This is a genomic window from Methylobacterium nonmethylotrophicum (assembly GCF_004745635.1).
GTDB lineage: Bacteria > Pseudomonadota > Alphaproteobacteria > Rhizobiales > Beijerinckiaceae > Methylobacterium > Methylobacterium nonmethylotrophicum.
This window is the reverse complement of the sequence record NZ_SRLB01000008.1, coordinates 86,295-112,522: the sequence shown is the minus strand read 5'-3', so window position 1 is coordinate 112,522 and position 26,228 is coordinate 86,295. Positions and strand designations below refer to the sequence as shown.

The following is a 26,228-nucleotide window of genomic DNA, read 5'->3' as shown; positions in this document are numbered from 1 at the left end:
AGGGCCTGTCGATCAGGCGTGGTGCCACGAGGCGGCCGGACCGGCCGCCTCGTGATCCGCGCGAGCGTGGAGTGGGGGCGGTGGCGAAGATCCTTCTCGTCGAGGACCACGAGGAAATCTGGGATTTCCTCTCCCGGCGGCTCAAGCGGCGGGGCTACGAGGTGGTGCTCGCCCATGACGGCGAGGAGGGCGTGATGAAGGCCCGCACCAGCCGGCCGGACATCATCCTGCTCGACATGAACCTGCCGGTGCTCGACGGCTGGTCGGCGGCCCGCGCCCTCAAGTCCGACGCCGAGACCGCCCGGATCCCGATCATCGCGCTCACCGCCCACGCCATGTCGGGCGACCGCGAGAAGGTGATCCAGGCCGGCTGCGACGATTACCACCCCAAGCCCGTCGATTTCTCCAAGCTCCTGACCCAGATCGGCGCCGCCCTCGGCACGCCGCCCGCGTCGTAGAAGCCTGGCGGTACACGATCGATGATCGACGATCCCGTGACGGCGCGCCGCCTGCGCGACGCGATGCCGGTCTTCACGGCGCTGGCGGCCTGCCTCCTGGTCCTGGCGATCGGCGCGCTCCTGTCCCTCGGGCGGGACGTCCTGATGCCGATCACGCTGGCGGTGCTCCTGAGCTTCGTCCTCGCCCCGGCGGTGCGGGCCTTGCAGCGCCGGCGCCTGCCGCGCTCGCTCGCGGTGCTGGTCGTCGTGCTGGCGACCTTCGGGGCGCTCGGGGGCTTGGGCGTGCTGATCGCCAACGAGACGGCGCAGCTCGCCTCCGACCTGCCGCGCTACACCGTGACCATGCGCGAGAAGATCGGGGCCTTGCGCGCGTCGGCCGGCGGCGGCCCGACCCTGGAGCGCCTGTTCCAGGCGGTGCAGGAGCTGAGCCAGGATCTGCAGCCGCCCGAGCCGAACAAGCCGCGGGGCGGCTTGGCCACCGATGCCGAGAAGCCGGTGCTGGTCGAGGTGCGCGAGCCGAAGGCCGGGCTTCTGACCACCCTCGGCAGCATGGCCGCTCCCGTGCTGCACCCGCTCGCCACCGTCGGGCTGATCCTGCTCTTCACCCTGTTCTTCCTCGCCCAGCGCGAGGACCTGCGCAACCGCGCCATCCGGCTCGCCGGCTCCGGCGACCTGCGCGCCACCACGGCGGCGATGGACGACGCGGTGGCGCGGCTCTCGCGCTTCTTCCTCGCCCAGGCCGGCCTCAACCTCGCCTTCGGGGTGGTCGTGGCCGCCGGCCTGTGGCTGATCGGGGTGCCGAGCCCGATCCTGTGGGGCGTGCTCGCCGGGATCCTGCGCTTCGTGCCCTATATCGGCGCGGTCATCGGCATGGCGTTCCCGCTCTTCGTGGCGGCGGCGGTCGATCCCGGCTGGTCGATGCTGATCGCCACGGTTCTGCTGTTCGCGGTGGTCGAGCCGATCGCCGGCCACGTCGTCGAGCCGCTGCTCTACGGCCACTCGACCGGGATCTCGCCGGTGGCGGTGATCCTGGCGGCGACCGTCTGGACCTTCCTGTGGGGGCCGGTCGGCCTGGTGCTCGCCACCCCGATCACCGTCTGCCTGGTCGTGCTCGGGCGCCACGTGGAGCGCCTGGCCTTCCTCGACGTGATGCTGGGCGACCGGCCGGCGCTGGCTCCTTCCGAGATCTTCTACCAGCGCATGCTGGCGGGCGATCCCCTCGAGGCGATCGACAAGGCCCGCCAGGTGCTGAAGGAACGGGCGCTCGCGACCTACTACGACGAGATCGCGCTCGGCGGCCTCCGGCTCGCCCAGAACGACCGGGCGAGCGGGGCGCTGGCGGCGGACCGCCAGCAGGCGGTCGGCAAGGCGATCGAGACCGTGGTGGCGACGCTCGGGCAGATCCCGATCCGCAAGGGCGCGGCCGCGGTGCGCAGCGCCGAGATCGAGGCCGCGGTGGCGGCGCTCGGGCCGGACCGGGCCTCGACCGCCATCGTGCGCCGGCCGGAGGACCTTGCGCCCGCCTGGCGCGGTCCCGCCCCGGTCCTGGTGGTGGCGAGCCGCGGGCCGTTCGACGCCGCCGCCGCCGGCATGCTGGCCCAGGTGCTCGGGCGCCAGGGCCTCAACGCCCGCGTCACCAGCCAGGAGGCGCTCGCCCGGGGCGAGCGGCCGGAGACCGAGGGCATCGCCCTGGTCTGCCTGTCCTACATCGAGCCGATCAGCACCTCCCACATCCGGCTCGCGGCGCGGCTCGCCCGCCGGGCGATCCCGGGCGTGCGGGTGATGGTGGCGATCTGGCGCGAGCGCGACCCGGCCGGCCGCGACCGCCTGCGCCGGGCGACCTCCGCCGACATCCTGGTCACCACGATCAGCGACGCCCTCGACGCCGCCCTGCGCCTCTCGGGCGCGGCGGAGGGGAGGCCCGGCGAGGGGCCGCGCGCGGTCGCCTGAGAGCAGGGCGGTGTCCGGGGCCTGTCGGCGGGGCGGAGAGCCGCGCTGTCTTCGTTGCCGGAGCGGAAGCATAGACCGGCCCGGACCGCACCGGCCGCCGCCGCGCCGGCCGGGCAGGTCCCGGAGATGCGCCGATGACGGTCCCGGCGAGCGAAACCCTGCGTCGCCTGCCAGTCTCGGGCCCCGGGGGCGACGCGCGGTCGCGGTCGGCCCGAACGGCATTGACCGTTGTGCTTGACCCGGGAGTGTAGGATTCAAGACTGAGCGGAATTCGGTCAGCGGGCCTCCGGAGCGACGATGAGTGTGAAGCGAACGCCGACCGAGCTCGGGACCCGGCCGACCGTGGCGGCGGGCACGCACACCGACGTCTCGGACCAGCACTCGGACATCTTCTTCGCCGCCGTCGAGATGACCCGGATGCCGATGATCGTCACCGATCCGCGCCAGCCGGACAACCCGATCATCTTCGCCAACCAGGCCTTCCGGGGCATGACCGGCTACGCGCCCGAGGAGCTGGTCGGCCGCAACTGCCGCTTCCTGCAGGGGCCCGAGACCGACCGCGAGACGGTGGCGGAGGTGCGCCGCGCCATCGCCGAGCGCAAGGAGATCGCCACCGAGATCCTGAACTACCGCAAGAACGGCTCCACCTTCTGGAACGCGCTGTTCATCTCGCCGGTCTACGATCAGGCGGGCGAGCTGGTCTATTTCTTCGGCTCGCAGCTCGACGTCTCGCGCCGGCGCGACGCCGAGGAGGCCCTGCGCCAGTCGCAGAAGATGGAGGCCCTCGGCCAGCTCACCGGCGGCATCGCGCACGACTTCAACAACCTGCTGCAGGTGGTGGTCGGCTACGTCGACATCCTGCAGATGGGCCTCGAGGACCCGGCCACCGACCCGCGCCGGATGGCGCGGGCGATCGACAACATCCGCAGCGCCGCCGAGCGTGCCACGACCCTGACCCAGCAGCTCCTGGCCTTCGCCCGCAAGCAGCGCCTCGACGGCCGCGCCGTGAACCTCAACAACCTGGTCGAGGGCATGGGCGACCTCGCGGGCCGCACCCTCGGCGACGGGATCGCCGTTGCGGCGGAGCTGGGCGCGGACCTCTGGAACGCCCGCCTCGACCCGACCCAGACCGAGGTCGCGCTGCTCAACGTCCTGATCAACGCCCGCGACGCGATGCCGGATGGCGGCACCGTGACGATCCGGACCGAGAACCACGTCTTCGACGCCGACGAATTGCCCTCCGGCCTGCCGCAGCCCGGGCGCTACGTCTCGGTCTCGGTCACCGACACCGGCACCGGCATGCCGCCGGAGATCCTGGCGCGGGTGATGGAGCCGTTCTTCACCACCAAGGAGGAGGGGCGCGGCACGGGCCTCGGCCTCGCCATGGTGTACGGATTCGCCAAGCAGTCCGGCGGCACGGTGGTGATCGAGTCGCGGACCGGCCACGGCACCACCGTGCGGCTCTACTTCCCGATGAGCGACAGCGAGGAGCGCCCGGCCCCCGGCCCGGGCCACCGCGGGCTGCAGCGCTCGGGCACCGAGACGATCCTGATCGTCGACGACCGCCGCGACGTGGCCGAGCTCGCCCGGGCGATCCTGCGCGACTTCGGCTACACCACGCTGCTCGCCACCGACGGCCGCCAGGCCCTCGAGCTGCTCGACGGCGGCGACCGGGTCGACCTGCTGTTCTCCGACCTGATCATGCCCGGCGGCATGAACGGCGTGATGCTCGCCCGCGAGGCGCGCCGCCGCCAGCCGCGGCTCAAGGTGCTCCTGACCACCGGCTACGCCGAGGCCTCCCTCGAGCGGACCGATGCCGGCGGCAGCGAGTTCGAGATCATCAACAAGCCCTACCGCCGCATGGAGCTGGCGCGGCGGGTGCGCGCCCTGCTCGACGGGCCGACCGGGGTGAGCTGAGACCCTGACGGGCAGAGGGAGGGATCGATGGCGGATCGTCCGACGCGCCGCGTGATGCTCGGCACCCTCGCGGCCGGCCTCCTGGTGCCCGGGCCGGCGCGGGCGACCTGCCTCCTGACCCCGCAGGCGGTGGAGGGACCGTTCTACCTCGATCCCCGCCTGCTGCGGTCCGACATCCGCGAGGATCGCGCCGGCACGCCGCTCACCGTGAGCCTCGACGTCGCGACGCTGCGGGGCTGCACCGCCCTGCCGGAGGCGCGGGTCGATCTCTGGCACGCCGACGCGCAGGGGCGCTACTCGGGCTATCCCGACCAGGGCGACCGGGGCGGGTCCACCGTGGGCCAGACCTTCCTGCGCGGGACGCAATTCGCCGACCGCGCCGGCCGCGTGTCCTTCCGGACGATCTTCCCGGGCTGGTATCCGGGCCGCACGCCCCACCTGCACGTGAAGGTGATCCTGGCCGGGCGCACGGCGCTCACGGGCCAGATCTACTTCCCGGACGCAGTGAGCGAGGCGGTGTACCAGGGTCCGGACTATGCGGGCCGCCCGAAGCGCGGCCGGATCGGCAACGCCCGCGACGCCCTCCTGCGCCAGGACGACCCCGAGGGCCGCGGCATCGCGGCGGTGCACCAGGCGGGCGCGGGCTACGAGGCGGCGCTGACGCTGGTGGTGCGCGGGGCGTGAAGGGTCCCCCGCAGCTCTCGGGCCGCGAGGAACTGTATATCGAAGGCGGGATGGGCGGCCGGGGCCGCCCGCTCGCCTCAGGCCGCCATCGCGGCCTTCAGGTTCTCGTCGATCTTGTCGAGGAAGCCGGTGGTCGAGAGCCACTTCTGGTCCGGGCCGACCAGGAGCGCGAGGTCCTTGGTCATGTAGCCGGCCTCGACGGTGTCGACGCAGACCTTCTCGAGGGTCTCGGCGAACTTGGCGAGATCGGCGTTCGAATCGAGCTTGGCGCGGTGCGACAGGCCGCGGGTCCAGGCGAAGATCGACGCGATCGAGTTGGTCGAGGTCTCCTTGCCCTTCTGGTGCTCGCGGTAGTGGCGGGTCACCGTGCCGTGGGCGGCCTCGGCCTCGACGGTCTGGCCGTCGGGGGTGAGCAGCACCGAGGTCATCAGGCCGAGCGAGCCGAAGCCCTGCGCCACCGTGTCGGACTGCACGTCGCCGTCGTAGTTCTTGCACGCCCAGACGTAGCCGCCGGACCACTTCAGGGCCGAGGCCACCATGTCGTCGATCAGGCGGTGCTCGTAGGTGATGCCGGCCGACTGGAACCGCGACTTGAACTCGGCCTCGTACACCTCCTCGAAGATATCCTTGAACCGGCCGTCATAGGCCTTGAGGATGGTGTTCTTGGTCGACAGGTAGACCGGGAACTTGCGGGCGAGGCCGTAATTCATCGACGCGCGGGCGAAGTCGCGGATCGACTCGTCGAGGTTGTACATCGACAGGGCGACGCCGGCGCCCGGGAACTTGAACACCTCGCGCTCGATGACGGTGCCGTCCTCGCCCTCGAACTTGACGGTGAGGCGGCCCTTGCCCGGCACCTTGAAGTCGGTGGCGCGGTACTGGTCGCCGTAGGCGTGGCGGCCGACGACGATCGGCTGGGTCCAGCCCGGCACCAGGCGCGGCACGTTGCGGCAGATGATCGGCTCGCGGAAGATCACGCCCCCTAAGATGTTGCGGATCGTGCCGTTCGGCGACTTCCACATCTCCTTGAGGTTGAACTCCTTCACCCGGGCCTCGTCCGGGGTGATGGTGGCGCACTTCACGCCGACGCCGTGCTTCTTGATCGCCTCGGCGGCCTCGATCGTCACCTTGTCGTTGGTGGCGTCCCGGTGCTCGACCCCGAGGTCGTAATACTCGAGTGGCACGTCGAGGTAGGGGTGGATCAGCTTGTCCTTGATGGACTGCCAGATGATCCGGGTCATCTCGTCGCCGTCGAGCTCGACGACGGGGTTCGCCACCTTGATCTTCGCCATGTCTGATCCAGCCTTCCGTGATCCGCGGGCCGCCGTGGTGCCCGCGCAGGGAACGCGGCCGGCCGTGGCGCGTCATAGCGCGCTGCACAAACAGGGGGAAGCGCCGGGGCGGGCGACGGGCCCGCGGCCGCGACGAAAAAAGCCCCGGCGCGGGGGCGCCGGGGCTGCAAGGAGGTCCGATGCAAGAACGTCGGAGGAGGCCGGTAGGTTCCCGCCCCGCTTCGCGCCTCTTCGCGAGACGGGTGGAAGGCCTTATGTGGCGGCAAACCGTCCATGTTCGAAACCGCTTCATGACCGACGCTCTGCCCCCTCGCCCCGCCATCATCCTGGTCGAGCCGCAGCTCGCCGAGAACATCGGCATGACCGCCCGCGCGATGGGGAATTTCGGGCTCGACGCGCTCCGGCTCGTCGCGCCGAAGGGCGGGTGGCCGATGAAGGGCGTGCGCGAGACGGCGTCGAGCGCCACCCATGTCCTCGACGGCGCGACCGTCTTCCCCACCGTCGCCGAGGCTTTGGCCGATCTCCACTACGTGCTGGCCACCACGGCGCGGGAGCGCGGGCAGATGAAGCGGGTCTTCGGGCTCGACGAGGGGCTGGCGCAGGCGGCCGGGCGGCTCGCAGCCGGTGAGCGGGTCGGCATCCTGTTCGGGCGCGAGCGGGTCGGGCTGTCGAACGACGAGGTGTCGCTGGCGGATGCGATCGTCACCTTCCCGGTCGATCCGCAGCACGCCTCGCTCAACCTGGCGCAGAGCGTGCTCCTCGTCGCCTACGAGTGGCGCCGGGCGGCCGGGCAGGCGGTGCTGCCCTTCACAGGGGAGATGCGCTCAGGCGCCGCGCCGCGGGAGGCCTTGCTCTCCCTGTTCGAGAGCCTGGAGGCCGACCTCGACGCCGCCGGCTACTACCCGCTGCATAAGCGCGACGGGATGATCCGCAACATGCGCGACATGTTCCACCGCATGGCGATGACCGAGCAGGACGTGCGGACGTTCCGGGGAGCGCTGCGCGCGCTGGCGCGGCGCCCCCCGGAGGAGTGAAGCCGTGGGCTTCACCAGAAGCTTACAGCTTCACCACCAGCTTCCCGAAGTTGCGGCCCTTGAGCAGGCCGATGAAAGCCTCGGGCGCGCTCTCGAGCCCGTCGACCACGTCCTCGCGGTAGTGGATCCGGCCCTCGCGCAGCCACTGGCCGACATCGGAGAGGAAGGCCTGCTCCTGGTCGGCGAAATCCCAGACGATGAAGCCCCGGAAGGTCAAGCGCTTGCTGAGCACCGCGCGCATCACCGCCGGCACCCGGTCGGGCCCGGGGGGCAGCTCGGTCATGTTGTAGTTGGCGACGAGGCCGCAGACCGGGATGCGGGCGAAGTCGTTGAGGAGCGGCAGCACCGCGTCGAACACCGCGCCGCCGACATTCTCGAAATAGACGTCGATGCCGTTCGGGCAGGCCGCCGCCAAAGCCGCGGGCAGGTCGCCGGAGCGGTGGTCCACCGCCGCGTCGAAGCCGAGCTCCTCCGTCAGGTAACGGCACTTGTCGGCCCCGCCGGCGATACCGACCGCCCTGGCCCCTTTCAGCTTGGCGATCTGGCCGACGAGCGACCCGACCGGGCCGGTGGCGGCGGCCACCACCACGGTCTCGCCGGGCTTCGGCGCCCCGATGGTGAGGAGGCCCGTATAGGCGGTCATGCCCGGCATGCCGAGCACGCCGAGCGCCGTGGTGACGGGGGCGGACGCGGGATCGAGCTTGCGCAGCCCCTGGCCGTTCGAGACGGAAAAATCCTGCCAGCCGCCATAGGCCAGCACCGTGTCGCCGACGGAGAAGCCCGGGTGGTGCGAGGCCACCACCTCCGCCACCGTGCCGCCGACCATCACCTCGTTGATCTCGACCGGCTTGGCGTAGGACTTCGCCGCGCTCATCCGGCCGCGCATGTAGGGATCGAGGGAGAGGTAGCGGTTGCGCAGCAGCACCTCGCCGTCGCGCGCGACCGGCACCGAGCCGCGCTCGAGGCGGAAATGGGCCGGATTCGGCTCGCCGTGGGGCCGGGACGCCAGGACGATGCGGCGGTTCACGTCGGACATGCGGGACCTCCCTTGGGGGTTCATGCCTTGAAGGGCTTCATGGCCCGAGCCGGCCTCCCGGCCACGCTCGTGCCCGGCACCGTCGCACTTGGGAACAGCGGCCCCGCGCGTCAACGCCGCGCTGGCGGCGAAGTGTGAGCGCTTTACCTCAGGAGGGTCCCGGGTGCGTCCGGGGCGACACGCGAAACGATCCGGATCGTGCTCCCGTCCTCGCTCCTCGCCGGCGCGCTGCTCCTCGCCGCGACCGTTCCGGCCGCGGCCGCCGGCTCCGACCTCGATCGCTACCGCTGGAAGTCCCGGGTGCTGGTGATCGCGGCCGCCGCCGACGATCCCCGCGCCGCGGCGCAAGCCCGCATCGCCGAGGCGGCCGGGGCGGGGATGCGCGAGCGCGACCTCGTGGTGGTGCGGGCGATCGGGGAGGGGAGGGAGGCCGCCGCCCTGCGCCGCCGCCTCGGCTTGCCGGCGACGGGCTTTCGGGCGGTGCTGGTCGGCAAGGATGGCGGCGCGAAGCTCACCGCCGCGGAGCCGATTCCCGCCGAGACGCTGTTCTCGACCATCGACGCGATGCCGATGCGGCGGGAGGAGGCGGCGGGGCGCCGGAACTGACCGGGCCCAACGACCGGACCCGAGAGAACCGGACCCGAGAGAACCCGATCCAAGAAAAAGGGCCGCCCCGACGGGCGGCCCTCGTCCGGTCGCGACCGGGCCGCTGCCGTCAGTAGCAGCGGGTCACGAGCACGCGGCGGTAGCCCCACGGCGTCCAGCGCACCCGGGGCACCTCGTAGCAGCCGCCGCCATAGCCGTAATCGCCGTAATAGCCGACCGGGGCGTAGCCGCCATAGCCGTACCCGCCGTAGCCGTAGCCGCCGTAATACGGATAGGTCGAGGCCGCCGCCAGGCCGAGACCGAGGCCGAGCCCCAGGCCCGCCGCGCCGTAGCCGAAGCCGCGGCGGTAACCGTAGCCCCCGTAGCCGCCGCGCCAGCCGCCGAACCCGCCGCGATAGCCGCCGAAGCCGACGCCGCGGTATCCGCCGAAGCCCCGGCCGAAGCCGCCGCCGCCGAACCCGCCGCGGAAGCCGCCGCCATGGAAGCCGCCGAACCCGCCGCCGCCCCGGAAACCGCCACCATGGAAACCGCCGCCGCCGAAGCCCCGCGCCTCGGCGGTGGCCGGAAGCACCATCAGGGCGCCCGCCAGGGCCGCCGACGCCGCCAACATGCCTTTCATGACCCGATCTCCCTTCGAGAGAGTGTCCGACCCCCAGGCCCTCAGAACGTCGCAGCGCGGATTCCGGTTCATGCTGCAAAACGTCACGATCGCTCTATACCGGTATCACGAAAACCGGTCGCGCGGGCGGAATGCGGAGAGGGTCATGGCGGCGAGGGCGGGACGGATCGCGGCGTGGCTGCTGGGCGCGGGCCTCCTCGCCGCCGGACCCGCGCCGGCGGCCCCGACCGCGCCGGCACCGGCCTCCCCCGCGGCGGCATGCCGGCCGCAGAGCCACGAGGGCCAGGCCTACGCCGTCTGCACCGTCGACCTCCGGCGCGCCCGGGTGAAGCTGTTCTGGCGCGGGCCCGACGGGCTGCCCTACGGCTCGCTCTCGCGCCTCGCCGGCCAGCAGGCGGGCCTCGCCTTCGCGATGAATGCCGGGATGTACGACACCGGCCTCGCGCCCGTCGGCCTCTACGTCGAGGACGGGCGCGAGCTGAAGGCCGCCAACACCGCCAACGGCCCGGGCAACTTCCACCTGAAGCCGAACGGCGTGTTCTACGTCGCGGGCGAGCGGGCCGGCGTGCTCGAAACCGGCCGCTACCTCAAGGTCCATCCGCGGGCCGAGTTCGCCACCCAGTCCGGCCCGATGCTGGTGATCAATGGCCGCATCCATCCCAAGATCTCCGAGGACGGGCCCTCGCAGAAGATCCGCAACGGCGTCGGCGTGCGGCCGGACGGGCAGACCGCGGTGTTCGCGATCTCGGAGGCGCCGGTGAGCTTCGGGGCCTTCGCGCGGCTGTTTCGCGACGCGCTGGGCTGCCCCAACGCGCTCTTCCTCGACGGCAGCGTGTCCAGCCTCTACGCCCCGTCCCTCGGCCGGCAGGACCTGAGCCGGCCGCTCGGGCCGCTTGTCGGCGCGGTCGCGAAGTGACGGGCGGTTCCGTTGCGCCGAAAAATGCTTTAGGGGGCCCCGATGAACCGCACCGCGCTCTATGCCGGCTCCTTCGACCCGGTGACCAACGGCCACCTCGACGTGGTGCGCCAGGCCTGCCGCCTGGTCGGCCGCCTCGTCGTGGCGATCGGCGTGCATCCGGGCAAGACCCCGCTCTTCTCCGCCGAGGAGCGGGCGGAGCTGATCCGGGCCACCTGCGGGCCGCTCGCCGGGGAGACCGGCACGGAGCTCGAGGTCGTCACCTTCGCCGACCTCGCGGTCGCGGCGGCGCGGCGCCACGGCGCCAGCCTGTTCATCCGCGGCCTGCGCGACGGCACCGATCTCGACTACGAGATGCAGCTCGCCGGCATGAACGGCGCCATGGCGCCGGAGGTGCAGACCGTCTTCCTGCCGGCCTCGACCGGCGTGCGGCCGATCACCGCCACCCTGGTCCGCCAGATCGCCGCCATGGGCGGCGACGTGCGGCCCTTCGTGCCCGCGGCGGTGGCCGACCGCCTCAGCGCCCGCTTCGCCCCGTCCCCGTGACGCGGCCCCACTCCAGGAGACATCCATGATCCGTTGGCTCGCAGCCCTGGCGCTGTCCGTCGCCGCGCTCGGTTTCGCCGCTCCGGCGAGCGCCGCGCCCGACCAGAACACCGTCTACCTCGACACCAAGGACGGCCGCATCACCATCCAGCTGCGCCCCGACCTCGCGCCCAAGCACGTCCAGCAGATCAAGACGCTCACGAAGCGCGGCTTCTACAACGGCATCGTCTTCCACCGCGTGATCGACGGCTTCATGGCCCAGACCGGCGACCCGACCGGCACCGGCATGGGCAAGTCCGACCTGCCGAACATCCCGGCGGAGTTCTCCAAGGCGCCGTTCAAGCGCGGCACCGTCGGCATGGCCCGCTCGCAGGACCCGAACTCGGCCAATTCCCAGTTCTTCATCTGCTTCGGCGACGCCGCGTTCCTCAACAACCAGTACACGGTGGTGGGCGAGGTCACCTCCGGCATGGACGTGGTCGACAAGATCAAGAAGGGCTCGTCCGCCCAGAACGGCACGGTGCAGAACCCGGACAAGATCGTCCGGATGAGCCTGGCGCAGGACGGCCAGTAAGCCTTGCGCGGCGGGTTTCTTCGCGCCGGCCTCGCGCTGGCGGTGTCGATCTCGCCCGCCGCCGCGCAATTCGACGTCTATGACAATCCCTCGGTGCTCTCGCTGCCGACCACCCTGCGGGCGACCGTGCGGGTGCCGCTGGCGAGCGCGCCGTCGGGGCCCGCCGACACCCTCGCGGCGCTCTATCCCCGGCTCGCCGCCTGCTGGCGCCCGCCCGCGGACCTCGGGGCGGCGGCGATCACCGCGCGCTTCGCCCTGCGGCGCGACGGGAGCCTGCAGGGCCAGCCCCGCATCACCTTCGCGCGCGTGCCGCCCGAGCGGCGCGCGGCGCTCACCGCCGAGACCCTCTCGTCGCTCATCCGCTGCACCCCGGCGCGGCTGAAGGCGGGGCTCGGCGGCGCCGTCGCGGGGCGTCCCATCGCCCTGCGTTTCGTCTACTCTGGTCCGAATCAAGGAGACCGACCATGACCGACAGCAACCGACTCGTGATGGAGACCAGCAAGGGCCGCGTGGTCATCGAGCTGCGCCCCGACCTCGCCCCCAACCACGTCGAGCGGATCAAGACCCTCTCGGAGCAGGGCTTCTACGACGGCGTGCCGTTCCACCGCGTGATCGACGGCTTCATGGCCCAGACCGGCGACCCGACCGGCACCGGCACCGGCGGCTCCGACCTGCCGGACCTGAAGGCCGAGTTCAACGCCGAGCCGCACGTGCGCGGCACCTGCTCGATGGCGCGCACCAACTTCCCGCACTCGGCCAACTCGCAGTTCTTCATCTGCTTCTCGGACGCCCGCTTCCTCGACAAGCAGTACACGGTGTGGGGCAAGGTCGTTGAGGGCATGGAGGTGATCGACCAGATCAAGCGCGGCGAGCCGGTGCGCGATCCGGATACGATCACGTCGATGCGCGTGGCGGCGTAAAGCGCCGTCGTTCAACCCTCCCCCCTCTGCGGGGGAGGGTCAGATCCAAGCTTTACTGGATCGGCGAACGGTCCCCGTTCGCCACCAGCCGCTCGGCCGCGAACACATCCTCCGGCGTGTTCAGATTCAGGAACGGATCCACCGGCTCCGTCTCCCACGCCGCCTCGGCCGCATTGTGCCGCGCGATCCACATCCCGACCCGCCGCAGACCCCGCTCGACGAGGGCCGCCCGCAGATCGTGGCGCAGGGTCACCGCCCAGACCCCGTTCACGAAATGCAGCTGCCCCCCTGAGGCCGCGACCGCCATCTCGACGCCGTCGCGGGCGCGCGCCGCGTGCAGGCGGGCGACGAAGTCGTGGGGCAGGAAGGGCGTGTCGCCGGCGACGCTCGCGACGTAAGGAACGTCGGGATGGTGCGCGGCGCAGAAATCGAGGGCGGCGAGCACACCGGCCAGCGGCCCGGGCGCATCCGGAATGGAATCCGGCACCACGAAGCCCGTGAAGGCGCGAAACCGCGCCGGATCACCGTTGGCGTTGAGGATCAGCCCGGCCGAGCATTGCGGCCTCAAGCGCTCGGCCACCCGCTCGAGAAGGGTCTTGTCGCCGAGCCGCAGCAGCGGCTTGTCGCCGCCGCCCATCCGGCGGGAGAGCCCGCCGGCGAGGATCACCCCGAGGGTCGGCGGCGTGCTCACTCGATCACGATCCGGGGCGCCGGGCGCGGGCCGGCGCCGCCGCTGAGGTTCGTCCAGAGGCCGGCCGCGATCGCCCGGTAGGCGGCGGCCTGCGGCCCGTCGGGATCGACCGCCACCACGGGACGGCCGGCATCGGAGGATTCGCGGATCGTCATGTTGAGCGGCACCTCGCCGAGGAACGGCACGCCGAGCGTCTCGGCCTCGTGGCGGGCGCCGCCATGGCCGAAGATGTGCGAGGTGCCGCCGCAATGCGGGCAGACGAAGGTCGCCATGTTCTCGACCACGCCGAGGATCGGCACCTCGACCCGGCGGAACATCGTCACGGCGCGCCGCGCGTCGATCAGGGCGAGGTCCTGCGGCGTCGAGACGATCACCGCGCCGGCGAGCGGCGTGCCTTGCGCCAGCGTCAGCTGCGCGTCGCCGGTGCCGGGGGGCATGTCGACGATCAGGACGTCGAGCTCGCCCCAGGCGACCTCGCGCAGGAGCTGGGTCAGGGCCGACTGGACCATCGGGCCGCGCCAGATCATCGCCGTGTCGGCGGCGATCAGGAACCCGATCGACATCACCGCGATGCCGTAGCCGTTCAGCGGCACGATGCGCTGGCCTTGCGGGGTGTTGACCGTCTCGGGCTTGCGGTCGAGGCCGAAGAGCTTCGGCACCGAGGGGCCGTAGATGTCGGCGTCGAGAAGACCGACCTTGAGCCCCTGCGCGCGAAGCGCCAGGGCGAGGTTGCAGGCGGTGGTCGACTTGCCGACGCCGCCCTTGCCGGACGCCACCGCCACGATGTGGCGCACCCCCGGCAGGGCCGGGCCGGGGCGGGGTCCGCCCTGAGGCGCACCCTGCGGGCCGGCAGGGCGCGGGGCCGGACCGGCGCCCCGCTCGGCGGTGAGGCTCGCCAGCGCCGCCTTGACCCCCGGCAGTTTCAGCACCGCGATCTCGGCCGCCTGCCGCACCGCTTCGAAGGCCTTGGCCTCCGGCGGCGCGATGCCGATGGAGAACGCCACCCGGCCGGAGGGGTCGATGACGATCTCCGACAGGCGCCTGGAGGCCGGCAGGCTGGTCCCCGCCGCATCGACCGTCACGCCCGCGAGCGCCTTCAGCACGTCGTCCCGGGTGATCGCCACGTCGCCTCGCTCCTCTGCCGCGGGCCGCGCGGCCCGTCCGGGTCATGTAACTCCTGCATCGGGAAACGCCAGCGCGCCGAATCGGGGGGCGCCCCGCCGCGATCGACGATCGCGGCGATCGCCGCGATGGATCATCGCGCACCGCGCCGGGCGCCTGCATCATTCATCGTCCGGGCGCCAAGGAATCCGCCGCCGCCCGCGTCTCACGCTCGAGACCTGCGGCCGGACGGCCGCCGACGATGCGGGACACGGACATGCAGCCTCTCGCCGCGCCACATCTCGCCGCGCCGGATCTTCCTGCGCGAAGCGAGGCGATCGCGCCGGACACGGTTCCCCGGGAGCCGTCCGGGGCGCCGCCGCCCGATCCCGACGCCGCGCTCGCGGCCCGGGCGGCACAGGGCGACCGTGCGGCCTTCGAGGCGCTGCTGCGGCGCCACTACGACCGCATGCACCGCATCGCCTGGCGCATGACCGGCTCGCGCCACGACGCCGAGGATCTGGTGCAGGAGGTCTGCTGCGCCCTGGTGGAGCGGATCGCGGGATTCCGCGGCGAGGCCCGGGTCTCGACCTGGATGTTCGGGATCGTGGTCAATGCCTGCCGCGACCATCACCGCCGCCGCGGCACCCTGGCGCGGATGAAGGAGGGTTTCGGCACGCTGCTGCGCCTGCATCCGGCGCCCGACGGACGCGACCTCTACCGCCGCACCTGGCTCGCCGGGGAGCTCGCCCGCCTCGATCCCGCCTTGCGCGAGACCGTCGTGCTGGTCGCCGGCGAGGGCCTCACCCATGCCGAGGCCGGCCGGGCGCTGGGCGTCGCCGAGGCCACGGTGTCCTGGCGCCTGCACGAGGCCCGCCGCCGATTGAAGAGCGATCCGCTCAAGACCGATCCGGAGGAGCGCCATGGCGCCTGACACCGACCGCCTTCCCCCCGCGCCGCTCCCCTCCGCCGAGGCCCGCGAGCGCGCGCTCGCCGCCGCCCTTTCCCGGTTCGACGCGGCGCACGGCACGGAAAACCCGGTCCAGCGCCAAGCTTCCGCCGGGCCGGCGCGTCGCAAGGAGCGTCGATCCCTCCTGGGAGGTCCGCTGATGCTCCGCACCCGTCCCCTCGTCGCCGCCACCCTCGTCGCTGCCCTGGCCGGGCCGACCGCCTGGACGATCCTGCGCGAGCGCGCCCCCGAGGCACCTCCGGCGCCGGAGGCGGGCACCCCCCAGCCGGGCGTGCCGGAGCCGGCTTTGCCCAAGCCGGGCGAGACCAAGGCGGGCGAGACCAGGCCGGGCGAGCCCGCCCCGAAGGCCCCGCCCGTGCCGGCACCGACCGCCCGGACCGAGACGGTGCCGGCACCGCCGCCCGAGGTTGCCCGCCCCGCGCCGCCGCCGAGCCCCGCCGTCGCGCCGCTTCCGCCGGCCGTGCTCGCGCCGCTCGCACGCCCTGCGCCGCTCGCGCTGCCTCCGCCGCCCGCGCCGGCGCGACCCCTCGCCATCGAGGAACACCGCCGCGTCGCGCGGGACCAGTCCATGGCGATGCTGGAGCCGCGCGAGGCACCGCGCACCCGGGCGCTGAGCGCAGGCGCGGTCGCGACCCTCGCAGCGCCGAGGCACGAGCCGGCGCCTCTCCCTGAGCCCACCGGCCGCGACCGGTTCCCGGAGGCGCAGCCGAGCGGCTTCCAGGCGGTGGCGCAGGCGCCGGTCTCGACCTTCTCGATCGACGTCGACACCGCCTCCTACGCCTTCGTGCGCGCCAGCCTGAACCGCAACGCCCTGCCGCCGCCGAACGCCGTGCGCACCGAGGAGCTGATCAACTACTTCCCGTACGCCTACCCGGCCCCGACGGGCCCGGAGGAGCCGTTCCGGATCACCACGGCGGTGTTTCCGAGCCCCTGGGCGGACGGGCGCAAGCTGGTGCAGGTCGCCATCAAGGGCTACGCCGTGGCGCCGGAGACCCGGCCTGCGGCCAACCTGGTCTTCCTCGTCGACACCTCCGGCTCGATGGCGGGGCCGAACCGGCTGCCGCTGGTCAAGCAGTCGCTCGCCCTGCTCCTGACCCAGCTCGACGGCCGCGACCGGGTCGCGATCGTGTCTTACGCGGGCCAGGCCGGCACGGTGCTCCCGCCGACCCCGGCAAGCGAGCGCCAGACGATCCTGGGCGCCATCGAGGGCCTGGGGGCCGGCGGCGGCACCGCGGGCGGGGAGGGCCTGCGCCAGGCCTACGCCCTCGCCGAGCAGAACTTCGCGGCGACGGCGGTCAACCGGGTGGTGCTCGCCACCGACGGCGACTTCAACCTCGGCATCACCGACCGCGACGAGCTGAAGGGCTTCATCGCCCGCAAGCGCGAGACCGGGATCTTCCTGTCGGTGCTCGGCTTCGGCATGGGCAACCACAACGACGCGCTGATGCAGGCGCTGGCGCAGGAGGGCAACGGCGCGGCGGCGTACATCGACACCCTGAACGAGGCCCGCAAGGTGCTGGTGGAGGAAGCGACCTCGACCCTGGTGCCCATCGCCAAGGACGTGAAGATCCAGGTCGAGTTCAACCCGGCCACCATCGCCGAGTACCGGCTGATCGGCTACGAGACCCGCGCGTTGCGCCGCGAGGACTTCGCCAACGACAAGGTCGATGCCAGCGAGGTCGGCTCGGGCCAGGCCGTGACGGCGCTCTACGAGGTGGTGCCGGTGGGCGGGCCCCGGGTGATGCCGGCCCTGCGCTACGGCGCGACGCCGGCCGCACCGGCGGCGGCGTCCGGCGACTACGCGCATGTGGCGATCCGCTACAAGCGGCCGGACGCGGAGACGAGCCAGCTGATCGAGGCGTCGATCGATCCGTCCCGGGAGGTCAAGCGCCTCGCGGACGCGCCGCAGGAGGCCCGCTTCGCCGCCGCGGTGGCGGCGTTCGGCGAGATCCTGCGCGGCGGCACCTATACCGGCCGCTTCGGCTACGACGACGTCGCGCGCCTCGCTGCTGGAGCGAGAGGCGACGACCCGTTCGGCTACCGGGCGGAGTTCGTCGCCCTCGCCCGCGCCGCGAAGTCCGCCGCCGCGCTGGCGCCGGCGCCGCGGTGAGGTAGGGGCTTTCTTGCGCCGGCCGCTCCGCGGCCGGCGCGAACGACAGGGAGGCACAGCGAGCGGGCTACAGCACCCCGAACCTGTTTGATTGGCGACTAAAGACGTCACACCCTCCTGGTCATTCCGGGGCCGCGCAGCGGAGCCCGAAGTCCAGAAGCTCAGGTCTGAGAGCCTGTTTGACGTGCCTACCAAATTTATCCCACTCTCAACCTCATCCTGAGGCGTCAGTCGATCGAAGATCGGCTGACCTCGAAGGAGGCCTCCAGCAATTACTGTGATATCTGGAGCCCTCCTTCGAGGCTCCTTTCAGTCTGCGATCTCCGATCGCCGGCACCTCAGGATGAGGTCGAGGATGGGATAGATCAGGTCCATCCTATACCATTCTCGGCAGTCAAATAGGTTCTGAAAGAATAAAGCGGAACGCACCCTGTGTTCTTGAAAAATCACCTGTGCATCTGGATTCCGGGCTCCGCTGCGCGGCCCCGGAATGACATTGAGGGTGTCAATCCTTTGGGAGACGATCAAACTGGCTCTCAGCCCGTCAGGCCCGCGAGGTCGCGCACCGTGCCGAGGAGGACCCGCGTCGCCGCGTCGGCATCCTCCACGGTGATCGACTCGGCCGGGTTGTGGCTGATGCCGCCGCGGCAGCGCACGAACAGCATCGCGGAGGGCCCGAGCGCGGCCATCGCCACCGCGTCGTGGGTGGCGCCGGAGGGCAGCCGCAGGGGCGCGTGGCCGAGGCGCCGGGCGGTGCGCTCCAGCGCGGCCTGCAGGCCCGGATCGAGGGCGACCGCCTGGTTGTCCATGAAGGTCTCGGACGAAAAGCCGAGCCTGCGGCGCGCGGCGATTGTCCGGCACTCGGCCTGGATCGCCTGGAACAGGCTCTCGCGATCCGCGTCGTCCGGCGCGCGCACGTCGAGGGTGAAGTCGACCCGGCCGGGGATCACGTTGACGGCGCCCGGCACCACAGCGAGCGACCCCACCGTGGCGACCGCGCCGGGCACGCCCTCGCCCAGGCGCTCGACCGCGAGCGCCATCTCGGCGGCGGCCGCGAGGGCGTCCCGGCGCATCCCCATCGGCACGGTGCCGGCGTGGTTGGCCTCGCCCGTCACGGTGCAGCGCGCCCGGGTGAGCCCGACGATGGCCGACACCACGCCGACCGGCTGTGCGGCGGCCTCGAGCGCCGGACCCTGCTCGATATGGACCTCGAGGTAGCCGGCGATCTCGGCCGGCCGGCGGGCGAGGGCCGGAATCCCGTCCGGATCGCCGCCGAAGCCGCGCAAGGCCTCGCGCAGGGTGGTGCCGGCGGCGTCGCGGCCGTCGAGCCAGTCCGGCTTGTACTGCCCGGCCCAGGCCTTGGAGGTCGAGAGCGAGGTCGGGAAGCGCACGTTCTCCTCGTCGCCGAAGGCCACCACCTCGAGGGCGAAGGGCAGGGGCAGGCCGGACAGCTCCTCGGCCACCACCAGCCCCGCCGCCACCCCGAGCGGGCCGTCGTAGCGCCCGGCATCGACCACGCTGTCGATGTGCGAGCCGAGCACCAGGGCCGGCAGCCCTGGCTCGCGCCCCTCGATCCGCCCGACCACGCTGCCAGCGGCGTCGATCCGGGCCGCGAGTCCGGCGGCCCGCATCAGGCCAAGCACCGCCTCGGCGGTCGCCCGGTGGGCCGGCGACAGGTAGAGCCGGGTGAGCCGGCCGGGCTCGTCGGTGTGGCGGGCGAGATCGTCGATCAGCGCCATCACGCGGGCGCCGAGGCGGGGAGTGTCGGTCATGGCGGTCAGCGACCCTTCAGGCTTCGAGCGAGGGGGTATGCAGGCCCGGTCCCGGTCGAGCAACGGGGCAGGGCTGTCCAGAGACTGTGAAGCGCGGGTTTACCCCTCTCCCCGCGGGCGGGGAGAGGGCTGTGTCTCCGTTCAGGAGACACAGCCAGCGCAGGCGAAGCCGGAGCGAGGGTGAGGGGGTATCTCCGGATGAGGCTCTTCCGGCACCTCCCCCTCACCATCGGCTCCGCCTCGCTCCGTCGACCATAAAGTCGCCGGAGCCCTCTCCCCGCCCGCGGGGAGAGGCGATGCGCACTGCCGTTGTGTGAATCCGCAAGCCGCGGGCGGGGAGAGGGTCGCTTGCACCCTGTCGTGCAAGCGAGGAGTGCAGGCGAAAGCCGGAGCGAGGGTGAGGAGGTGGTGCCGGAGGAGCCTCATCCGGAGACACCCCCTCACCCCCGCGGCGAACCCGCGGTTCGCTGCGCGGGCTTGCTGCGCTCCCTGAACGGGACGTGGGATCTTTGATCCCCGAGTCCTCTCCCCGCCCGTGGGGAGGGGAGAGAGTCGCGCCTTTTTCTTTGATCGGACAGAACCTGCAGGACGCGCAGCCGACGGCATCACGCCCGTGAGGGCCGGCTCAGCGCCGCGTCGGCCGCGGCCCGTCGAGGGGGGCAAGCGCGTCCGGCGCCGAGGCGGGCGGGCGGATGCGCGCGAGATCGCGGGCGAGGCCGGCGAGATCCGGCAGCGGGGCGCGACCCTCCCCGAACAGGGCGGCGTCGAGGGCGGCGAGGCGCGGGCCGGTGCGGGGATCGGCGCGCCAGGAGGCGGCGAGGCCTGCGTCACGGCGGGCGGCCTCCGCGAGGGCGGCGTGGACGCCCCGCGCGTCCCGCCGCCGGGCGGCGCGGGCGAGCGCCCGCAGGGCGGGGCCCGCCGGGGCCTCGCGGCGTCGCAACCTGCCCCAGGCGCCGAGGCCGAGGCCGAAGGCGGCGAGCCCCGCCAATGCCGCGCGCCAGGGCGAGGCCGGGGGAGTCGGTGCCTCGTCCGCTGCCTTGGCGGCGCGGCCCCCGACGATGCGGGCCGGGATCTCGGCCTCGCGCATCACCCGCGCCTTCGTGTCGAACCACGGAACCGGAACCGCTGCCAGCGTGACCGGCTCCGGCACGCCGGGGCGCACGTCCCAGCGATAGGTCACCCGGGCCACCGGCCCGTCCGGGGTGATGCGGGTCTGGCGCTCGACCGGCCCGGCGAAGGTGAGGACGCCGCGGGTGCGCAAAACCGGCCGCGGCGGCAGGGTGTCGGCGGTGAGGCCGCGCGCCTCCAGCGTCACGGTGCGGCGGGCCGGCTCGCCGAGCTTCAGGTTCTCCGGCTCGGGCTCCCAGACGTCCGTCACCGTCAGGTCCTGCGCCGGCAGCCACCACGGCTCGGGCGCGTCCGGCCCGCCCGGCCCCTGCCAGGCCGCGACCTCCAGCGGCAGGGGCGGGGAGCGTACCTCGATCAGCCGGCGCTCGCCGTTGTCGACGAGGGTCAGGCGATGCACGAACGGATCGATGACGAAGCGGCCGGCCCCTTGCGGGAAGACCGCGACGGTGCGCTCGAAGCCGCGGGCCTCCTGGCCCTGGATCGCGGTGCGGAACCAGCGGTCGCGGCCGAGCTGGGTCCAGCCGAAATGCGGCAGGCTCGGCTGGCGCAAGTCCTCCAGCGCGATCTGGGCCCGGTAGGTGCCGCGGATGCGCAGGAGCACCATCTCGCGCGGGTAGGGCGCGGCCTTGCCGGCGGTCTCGGCCGCGACGGTCAGGGTCAGGTCGCCGTCCTCCAGCGCCAGGGCCGGGGTGAGGAGGGCCGGGGAGGCGGCGACGAGGAGGAGGAGCCACCTCACCATGGGTTGCTCCCCGGCTGCACCGCGGTGCCGGCGGCGCGGCGCCGGGTCTGCTCGGCGAGGATGCGCAGGCGCACGAAGCGGCCGGGATCGTCCGGCAGGGTCGCGAGCCAGTGCCGGTCGGGACGGATCTCCCGCGCCTCGAAGCTCTTCGAGACCCGCCGCACCTCGCGCTCGATCACCTCGGACACGCTGGCATTGCCGCCGCCCTGGCGCCCGCCGCCTTCCGCGTCGCTGGCCGAGCCGCGGGCCTGGCCGCGGCCGGGATCGACCGCCCGCTGCTCGGCCCGGCCGGTGCGGGCCGCCTTCGCGTTGCCGGGGGAGTCGGCCGCCGATGAGGCCTCGCGGTGGCCGGCCAGACCCTCGCCGGTCGAGGCGGTGCCGGGGTCGTCGGCGTCGGATTCGGTCTTGGTGGCGTAGCGCGTCGCCGCGTCGGCCCGGGCATTGGCCTGCCCGGCCGTGCGGCCGCCGGGGGCGTCGGGCGTGTCGAGGAGGCGCGCCACCAGCTCGCGGTTGGCCTTGGCGTCCTCGTCCGTCGGATCGCGGGCGAGGGCGGCGTCGTAGGCGGCGAGCGCCCCCTTGAGATCGCCGGCGCGCGCCAGCGCGTTGCCGCGGTTGTAGGGCGATCCGGCGAAGGCCTCCGCCGCCTCGGCGTAGCGGCCGGCGGCATAGAGGGCGGTGCCGCGCCAGGCCGGGTCGTCGGCGACCTGTGCGGCGAGCCCCGGCAGCCCGGCCCCGAGAAGGAGGCGGGCGAGGGCGGCGGGCTCGACGGCGAGGACCATGAGGGCGAGGGCGCCGATCGCCAGGAGGACGGCCCGCATCAGGCGCTCCGCCGGAACAGCAGCAGGACCGGCAGCAGCGCGAGGCCGGCGAGCCAGCGGCCGAGATCCTGCCAGGCCAGCACCGCGTAGCCCCCGTCCGCGAGGTGGCGGGCCACGCTCTCCGACACCGCCGCCAGCACCGGGCCGGGCGCGTCGAGGCTGCCGGCCGTGCCGCCGCCTGAGGCCGCGAGGCGCGCGAGCCCGGCCCCGTCCGGCCGCGGCGCTTCGGGCGGCAGGGCGGGGCCCGGCACCAGCACCGTGTGGAGCCGGTGGCCCTCGCGCGCCAGCGCCGCCGCCTCGCGCGCGGCCGCGTCGTCGAGGCCGCCGCCGTCGCTCACGAGCACCACGTCGCCGGTCACCACCGCGCCCTCCGCCAGGGTGCGGCGGGCGAGCGCCAGCGCCCGGGCCGGGTGGCTGCCGCGGTCCGGCACGGTGGCGCCGTCGAGGGCGAACAGGATCGTCGCGAGGCTGTCGCGGTCGGTGGTCGGCGTCGCCGCGAGATAGGCGTCGCCCGCATAGGCGACGACCGCGACCGCCCGCGTGCCGGCGGCCTCGGCCAGCCCCTGCGCCAGGGCCCGGGCCTCGCCGAGGCGCCCGCCCTCGGCGACCGAGCGCGACAGGTCGAGGCACAGGATCGTGGCGTCGAGATTGCGGAAGCCCGCGGTGTCGCGGCGCTCCAGCGCCGGGCCGGCGAGGCCGAGCGCCACGAGCATCCCCGCGAGAGCGAGGAGCGCCTGGCCGCCGCGCCGGCCCGGCCGCACCGCGCCGCGGGCGGCGAGCGCCGCCATCAGGTGCGGCTCCACCGCCCGCACCCAGTCGCCGAGGGGGGCGGCCCGGGAGGCGGCGCGCCAGGCCAGGAGCCCGAGGAGCGGCAGGGCGAGGAGCCACCACGGGCGCAGGAGGGTGAGGCCTTCCGTCATCCCGCCCTCCGCATCAGCAGCAGCGCGAGGGTGCCGAGGAGCGCCACGGCGCCGGGCCAGGGCCAGAGGTCGCGGGATAAGGGCACCGGCGGGGCCCGGTCGCGCCCGCCCTCGAGGGCGTCGATGCTGTCGGCCACGCCCGCGAGGTCGTCGGTGGTGCGCACCCGGAAGAAGCGGCCGCCGCTCGTCGTCGCCACGTCGCGCAGGGCGTCCGAATCGACCACGTCCTGCTCGCCGTTGGCATCCGCGAGGTCGCGGGGGCCGAGCGCGATGGTGTGGACCCGGATGCCGAGGTCGCGGGCGAGCGCCGCCACGTCCCGCGGCGTGGTCTGGCCGGCATTGTTGGCCCCGTCGGAGAGCAGCACCACCACCTTGGCGGGGCCCGGCAGGGGTTCGAGGCGCTTGAGGGCGAGGCCGAGCCCGTCGCCGATGCCGGTGGAGCGGCCGACGAGGCCGATCTCGGCCTCCTCCAGGGCCCGGGCGACGGTTTGCGTGTCGAAGGAGGGGGCGGCGGCGACGTCGGCCTGGTCGGCGAAGATCACGAGGCCGACCCGGTCGCCGGCCCGGCGGCGGATGAAGCCGGCGCCGACGCGCTTGACCGCCGCGAGCCGCGAGGTAGTGCGGCCGTCGAGGGAGAAGTCGATCCGCTCCATGCTGCCCGAGAGGTCGAGGGCCAGCACGATGTCGCGGCCCGAGGCCGGCAGCGCCGCCCCCGGCAGCACCAGCCGCGGCCCGGCGAGCGCCGCCACGAGGGCGATCCAGGTGAGCCAGGTCAGGGCGCCGCGCCCGCGGGCGCCGACGCGGAGCCGCCCGCCGCCGTCGAGCCCGGACACGATCGAGGCCGGGACCGCGAGCGCGCCGCTGCCGCCCGGCCGCTGCGGCAGGAGCCGGGCGGCGAGGAGGGGCAGCGGCAGGAGCAGGCCGGCGAGCGGCGCCGCGAAGTCGAGGGAGGCGAGGCCGGCCATCGCGGGTCCTCTCACGCCCGCAAGGACGCGACGAGGCGGGCGAGCCCGGCCTCGACGGGGGCGAGGTCGGGGGCGGGGCCCGGGGCGTAGAGGTCCTGGCTCAGGACCCGGCCGGGGCCGCTCCCGAAGAAGTCGGTGCGCAGGCGCGCGTCGAGGCCGCCCAAGCCCTCGACCCCGAGGCTGCGGGCGAGGCGCAGGCTCAGCCGCGCCAGGGCGACGCGGCGCTCGCCCGGCGGCAGGGCGCGGGCGGCGGCGAGCTCCGCCAGGGCGGCCCGCCTAACCGGGCGGGCACGAAGCCGCGGCCGCAGCCAGGCGGCCAGGCCGGCGAGCGCCAGGCCGAGCGCGATGGCCGCCAGGATCGCGGGCCGCACCAGCCCCGGATCGGGCGGGGGGTGCAGGCCGCGCAAGGCCGCGAGGGCGGCTTGACTGGCCTCACAGCACGGCATCGAGCCGCTCCATCAGGGGCACGAAGCCCTCCGGCCCGGTCTCGGTGTCGAGGCGCAGGGCGGTGAGGCCGAGATGCGCGACGGCCCCGAGCCGGTCGTCCGCTGCCGGCCGCGTCGCGCCGATCCGGGCGGTGCCGCGCCGGCCGTCGGGCATCGCGTAGGGGTAGAGGCCGGGCGGCGCGGCGCGCTCGAAGGCGTCGCTCACCAGGATCAGGCTCAGGGAGATCCGCTCGGCGAGGGCCGCGAGGCTGTCCGAAAAGCCGTCGCCCGGGGCGTCGAGGGCGCTCGCCAGCACCAGGTGCCCGCCCGCCGGCAGCAGGGCGCGGGCCCGCTCCAGGGCTGGCCCCAGGGGCGGGTCGGCCTGCGGCGGGGCCGCGAGCGCCGCGCCGTGCGCCCGGGCGAGCGCCCCGCACAGGGCCGCCATGCCGCGCCCGCCGCCCGACGGGGGCAGGCCCAGCGGCTCGGCCGCGGCGACGCAGAGGCCGACGCGGCCGCCGTCGCCGGCGATGCGCCAGCCGAGGAGCGCCAGGGCTTCCGCCGCCGCGACCGAGCGCAGGGCCCGGCGGGTGCCGAACAGCATCGAGGGCCGGAAATCGGCCAGCAGCACCACGGCGCGGTCGCGCTCCTCGTGGTGGGTGCGCACGTGGAGCGTCCCGGTGCGGGCGGTGGCGTTGCGGTCGATGTGGCGCACGTCGTCGCCCTCGGCCCAGGGGCGCACGTCGTCGGGCTCGGTGCCGCGCCCGCGCCGCCGCGTGACGATGCCGCCGGGCAGCCCCGCGCGGGCCCGCGTCGTCCCGGCCCCGCCGCGCCGGGCGAGGTGGCGCAGGCCCATCAGGGCGCCGGCCTCGACGGCGATGCCGGGACGGCTGAGCGGGTCGGGGCTGGGCGGCGGTGCCACGGACGATCCCTTCAGAGCGGGTGCACCCGGTCGAGCAGGCCGGCGACCAGGGCGCGGGCGGTCTGCCCCTCGGCGGCGGCCCGCCAGGTCAGGGCGAGGCGGTGGGCGAGCGCGTCGCCGGCGAGCGCCACGACGTCGTCCGGCACGACGTGGTCGCGCCCGTGCAGGTAGGCCCGGGCCTTGCCGGCGAGCATCAGCGCCAGGGTGCCGCGGGGCGAGACCGGGTGCTCGATGGCGGCCCGCAGGTCGGGCGCCGCCGGTCCGCCGCGGGTGGCGGCGACGAGGCGGACGAGGAAATCCTTCAGCGCCGGCGAGACGTGGGTCTTGAGCGCCGCGGCGCGGGCGGCGCGCAGTTCCTCGGCGGTGAGGCGCACCGGCATCGGGGCGGCCTCCTCGGTCATCTCGCCCTCGACGAGGTCGAGGATGCGGCGCTCGGCGGCCTCGTCGGGCATCGCCACCACGACGTGGAGCAGGAAGCGGTCGAGCTGCGCCTCGGGCAGCGGGAAGGTGCCGGCATGCTCGATCGGGTTCTGGGTCGCCACCACCATGAAGGGGTCGGGCAGCGGGTGGGTGAGGCCCGCGACCGTGACCTGGCGCTCGGCCATCGCCTCGAGCAGGGCCGACTGCACCTTCGGGGGCGCCCGGTTGACCTCGTCGACGAGCACCAGGGAGTGGAACAGGGGGCCGGCCAGGAACTCGAAGCGGCCGCCGTCGGGCCGCCAGACCGTGGTGCCGGTGAGGTCGGCGGGCATCAGGTCGGGGGTGCACTGGATCCGGGCGAAGCCCGTGTCGAGCCCGTCGGCGAGGCGCTTGACCGCCCGGGTCTTGGCGAGGCCCGGCGCCCCCTCGATCAGCAGGTGGCCGCCGGTGAGGAGCCCGATCAGCAACCGCTCGACGAGGCCCGCCGCCCCGATCAGGCCCGCCTCCAGGCCGGTCCGCAGCGCGTGGAGCCGCGCCCGCACCGCCTCCGCCTCGTCGCGGCCGGCCTCCGGTCGGTCGAGGACAGGCGCCGGCCCGTCGAGGCCGGGCGCCCGTCCGTTCAGGCCGGCCCTCACGGTGCCCCGCGCCGCGGCATCGCCCCGGCCTGCTCAGCGCTACGCGCCATCCCGTGCGTCTCC

The 26,228-nt window shown here is 74.0% G+C and carries 26 protein-coding genes; 13 read left to right on the top strand and 13 right to left on the bottom strand.

All coding sequences use genetic code 11. The features are described 5' to 3' along the window. Positions 1-80 precede the first annotated feature (80 nt). The 4 genes from EU555_RS12555 (at position 81) to EU555_RS12540 (ending at position 5,009) form a co-directional block, all read left to right on the top strand. Positions 81-458, top strand: coding sequence for a response regulator (locus tag EU555_RS12555; protein WP_099898866.1), 378 nt, complete (start codon positions 81-83; stop codon positions 456-458). A gap of 21 nt (positions 459-479) precedes the next feature. Further along, positions 480-2,408 carry an AI-2E family transporter gene (locus tag EU555_RS12550; RefSeq protein ID WP_135414975.1) on the top strand — a complete coding sequence of 643 codons (1,929 nt, stop codon included), beginning with the start codon at positions 480-482 and terminating at the stop codon, positions 2,406-2,408. A 297-nt stretch (positions 2,409-2,705) separates the two neighbouring features. Continuing rightward, the gene (locus EU555_RS12545; protein ID WP_135414974.1) at positions 2,706-4,325 is read left to right on the top strand and encodes a hybrid sensor histidine kinase/response regulator; all 1,620 of its coding nucleotides are present in this window, start codon (positions 2,706-2,708) and stop codon (positions 4,323-4,325) included. A 27-nt stretch (positions 4,326-4,352) separates the two neighbouring features. Further along, a complete protein-coding gene (locus tag EU555_RS12540; protein ID WP_135414973.1) occupies positions 4,353-5,009 on the top strand; it encodes an intradiol ring-cleavage dioxygenase in 657 nt (218 codons plus the stop codon). Positions 5,010-5,086: 77 nt separating this feature from the next. On the opposite strand, the gene EU555_RS12535 is transcribed toward EU555_RS12540, so the two are convergent. Beyond that, the gene (locus EU555_RS12535) at positions 5,087-6,301 is read right to left on the bottom strand and encodes an NADP-dependent isocitrate dehydrogenase (protein ID WP_135414972.1); all 1,215 of its coding nucleotides are present in this window, start codon (positions 6,299-6,301) and stop codon (positions 5,087-5,089) included. Positions 6,302-6,591: 290 nt separating this feature from the next. On the opposite strand from EU555_RS12535, the gene EU555_RS12530 reads away from it, so the two are divergent. Continuing rightward, complete coding sequence (locus tag EU555_RS12530) at positions 6,592-7,335, top strand: RNA methyltransferase (protein ID WP_135414971.1); 744 nt, start codon at positions 6,592-6,594, stop codon at positions 7,333-7,335. A gap of 22 nt (positions 7,336-7,357) precedes the next feature. On the opposite strand, the gene EU555_RS12525 is transcribed toward EU555_RS12530, so the two are convergent. After that, positions 7,358-8,371 carry an NADP-dependent oxidoreductase gene (locus EU555_RS12525; RefSeq protein ID WP_135414970.1) on the bottom strand — a complete coding sequence of 338 codons (1,014 nt, stop codon included), beginning with the start codon at positions 8,369-8,371 and terminating at the stop codon, positions 7,358-7,360. A 195-nt stretch (positions 8,372-8,566) separates the two neighbouring features. Here EU555_RS12525 and EU555_RS12520 point away from each other — a divergent pair, with 195 nt between their 5' ends. Beyond that, on the top strand, positions 8,567-8,977 hold the full coding sequence (locus tag EU555_RS12520; protein ID WP_425375111.1) for a DUF4174 domain-containing protein: 411 nt from the start codon (positions 8,567-8,569) through the stop codon (positions 8,975-8,977). Between the two features lie 109 nt (positions 8,978-9,086). Here the strand turns inward: EU555_RS12520 and EU555_RS12515 are convergent, their stop codons facing one another. After that, positions 9,087-9,596 (bottom strand): hypothetical protein, encoded by a 510-nt coding sequence (locus EU555_RS12515; protein ID WP_135414968.1) that lies wholly within the window; start codon positions 9,594-9,596, stop codon positions 9,087-9,089. Positions 9,597-9,741: 145 nt separating this feature from the next. Here EU555_RS12515 and EU555_RS12510 point away from each other — a divergent pair, with 145 nt between their 5' ends. The 5 genes from EU555_RS12510 to EU555_RS12490 are packed head-to-tail and all read left to right on the top strand — an operon-like array spanning position 9,742 to position 12,552. After that, the gene (locus EU555_RS12510) at positions 9,742-10,512 is read left to right on the top strand and encodes a phosphodiester glycosidase family protein (protein WP_135414967.1); all 771 of its coding nucleotides are present in this window, start codon (positions 9,742-9,744) and stop codon (positions 10,510-10,512) included. Between the two features lie 42 nt (positions 10,513-10,554). After that, a complete protein-coding gene (gene coaD / locus EU555_RS12505; RefSeq protein ID WP_135414966.1) occupies positions 10,555-11,058 on the top strand; it encodes a pantetheine-phosphate adenylyltransferase in 504 nt (167 codons plus the stop codon). Positions 11,059-11,083: 25 nt separating this feature from the next. Then, positions 11,084-11,632 carry a peptidylprolyl isomerase gene (locus EU555_RS12500; protein WP_135414965.1) on the top strand — a complete coding sequence of 183 codons (549 nt, stop codon included), beginning with the start codon at positions 11,084-11,086 and terminating at the stop codon, positions 11,630-11,632. A gap of 3 nt (positions 11,633-11,635) precedes the next feature. Then, positions 11,636-12,100: a hypothetical protein gene (locus EU555_RS12495; RefSeq protein ID WP_135414964.1), complete on the top strand. Its 465-nt coding sequence runs from the start codon at positions 11,636-11,638 to the stop codon at positions 12,098-12,100. Next, positions 12,097-12,552, top strand: coding sequence for a peptidylprolyl isomerase (locus tag EU555_RS12490; RefSeq protein ID WP_135414963.1), 456 nt, complete (start codon positions 12,097-12,099; stop codon positions 12,550-12,552). Before EU555_RS12495 ends, EU555_RS12490 begins: the two co-directional genes overlap by 4 nt. Positions 12,553-12,604: 52 nt before the next feature. Here the strand turns inward: EU555_RS12490 and mobA are convergent, their stop codons facing one another. Together mobA and EU555_RS12480 are read right to left on the bottom strand one after the other, a co-directional pair. Next, a complete protein-coding gene (gene mobA / locus EU555_RS12485; RefSeq protein WP_135414962.1) occupies positions 12,605-13,243 on the bottom strand; it encodes a molybdenum cofactor guanylyltransferase MobA in 639 nt (212 codons plus the stop codon). Continuing rightward, positions 13,240-14,367 (bottom strand): Mrp/NBP35 family ATP-binding protein, encoded by a 1,128-nt coding sequence (locus EU555_RS12480; RefSeq protein ID WP_135414961.1) that lies wholly within the window; start codon positions 14,365-14,367, stop codon positions 13,240-13,242. The genes mobA and EU555_RS12480 overlap by 4 nt, the downstream gene beginning before the upstream one ends. Positions 14,368-14,621: 254 nt before the next feature. Between EU555_RS12480 and EU555_RS12475 the strand changes: the two genes are divergently transcribed. Together EU555_RS12475 and EU555_RS12470 are read left to right on the top strand one after the other, a co-directional pair. Continuing rightward, the gene (locus EU555_RS12475; protein WP_135414960.1) at positions 14,622-15,278 is read left to right on the top strand and encodes an RNA polymerase sigma factor; all 657 of its coding nucleotides are present in this window, start codon (positions 14,622-14,624) and stop codon (positions 15,276-15,278) included. After that, the gene (locus EU555_RS12470) at positions 15,268-17,424 is read left to right on the top strand and encodes a vWA domain-containing protein (RefSeq protein ID WP_342636471.1); all 2,157 of its coding nucleotides are present in this window, start codon (positions 15,268-15,270) and stop codon (positions 17,422-17,424) included. Before EU555_RS12475 ends, EU555_RS12470 begins: the two co-directional genes overlap by 11 nt. A gap of 536 nt (positions 17,425-17,960) precedes the next feature. On the opposite strand, the gene EU555_RS12465 is transcribed toward EU555_RS12470, so the two are convergent. The 8 genes from EU555_RS12465 to EU555_RS12430 form a co-directional block, all read right to left on the bottom strand. Beyond that, complete coding sequence (locus tag EU555_RS12465; protein ID WP_135414959.1) at positions 17,961-19,196, bottom strand: allantoate amidohydrolase; 1,236 nt, start codon at positions 19,194-19,196, stop codon at positions 17,961-17,963. A gap of 625 nt (positions 19,197-19,821) precedes the next feature. Further along, positions 19,822-21,063 (bottom strand): BatD family protein, encoded by a 1,242-nt coding sequence (locus EU555_RS12460; protein WP_135414958.1) that lies wholly within the window; start codon positions 21,061-21,063, stop codon positions 19,822-19,824. Next, positions 21,057-21,881, bottom strand: coding sequence for a tetratricopeptide repeat protein (locus tag EU555_RS12455; protein WP_135414957.1), 825 nt, complete (start codon positions 21,879-21,881; stop codon positions 21,057-21,059). The genes EU555_RS12460 and EU555_RS12455 overlap by 7 nt, the downstream gene beginning before the upstream one ends. Then, positions 21,881-22,801 carry a VWA domain-containing protein gene (locus EU555_RS12450; RefSeq protein ID WP_135414956.1) on the bottom strand — a complete coding sequence of 307 codons (921 nt, stop codon included), beginning with the start codon at positions 22,799-22,801 and terminating at the stop codon, positions 21,881-21,883. Before EU555_RS12450 ends, EU555_RS12455 begins: the two co-directional genes overlap by 1 nt. Further along, the gene (locus tag EU555_RS12445) at positions 22,798-23,766 is read right to left on the bottom strand and encodes a VWA domain-containing protein (RefSeq protein WP_135414955.1); all 969 of its coding nucleotides are present in this window, start codon (positions 23,764-23,766) and stop codon (positions 22,798-22,800) included. Before EU555_RS12445 ends, EU555_RS12450 begins: the two co-directional genes overlap by 4 nt. Before the next feature lie 11 nt (positions 23,767-23,777). Beyond that, complete coding sequence (locus EU555_RS12440) at positions 23,778-24,212, bottom strand: DUF4381 family protein (RefSeq protein WP_135414954.1); 435 nt, start codon at positions 24,210-24,212, stop codon at positions 23,778-23,780. Continuing rightward, positions 24,199-25,044 carry a DUF58 domain-containing protein gene (locus EU555_RS12435; protein ID WP_135415118.1) on the bottom strand — a complete coding sequence of 282 codons (846 nt, stop codon included), beginning with the start codon at positions 25,042-25,044 and terminating at the stop codon, positions 24,199-24,201. The genes EU555_RS12440 and EU555_RS12435 overlap by 14 nt, the downstream gene beginning before the upstream one ends. 77 nt (positions 25,045-25,121) lie before the next feature. Next, the gene (locus EU555_RS12430) at positions 25,122-26,072 is read right to left on the bottom strand and encodes an AAA family ATPase (RefSeq protein ID WP_245524289.1); all 951 of its coding nucleotides are present in this window, start codon (positions 26,070-26,072) and stop codon (positions 25,122-25,124) included. Positions 26,073-26,228: the final 156 nt, after the last annotated feature.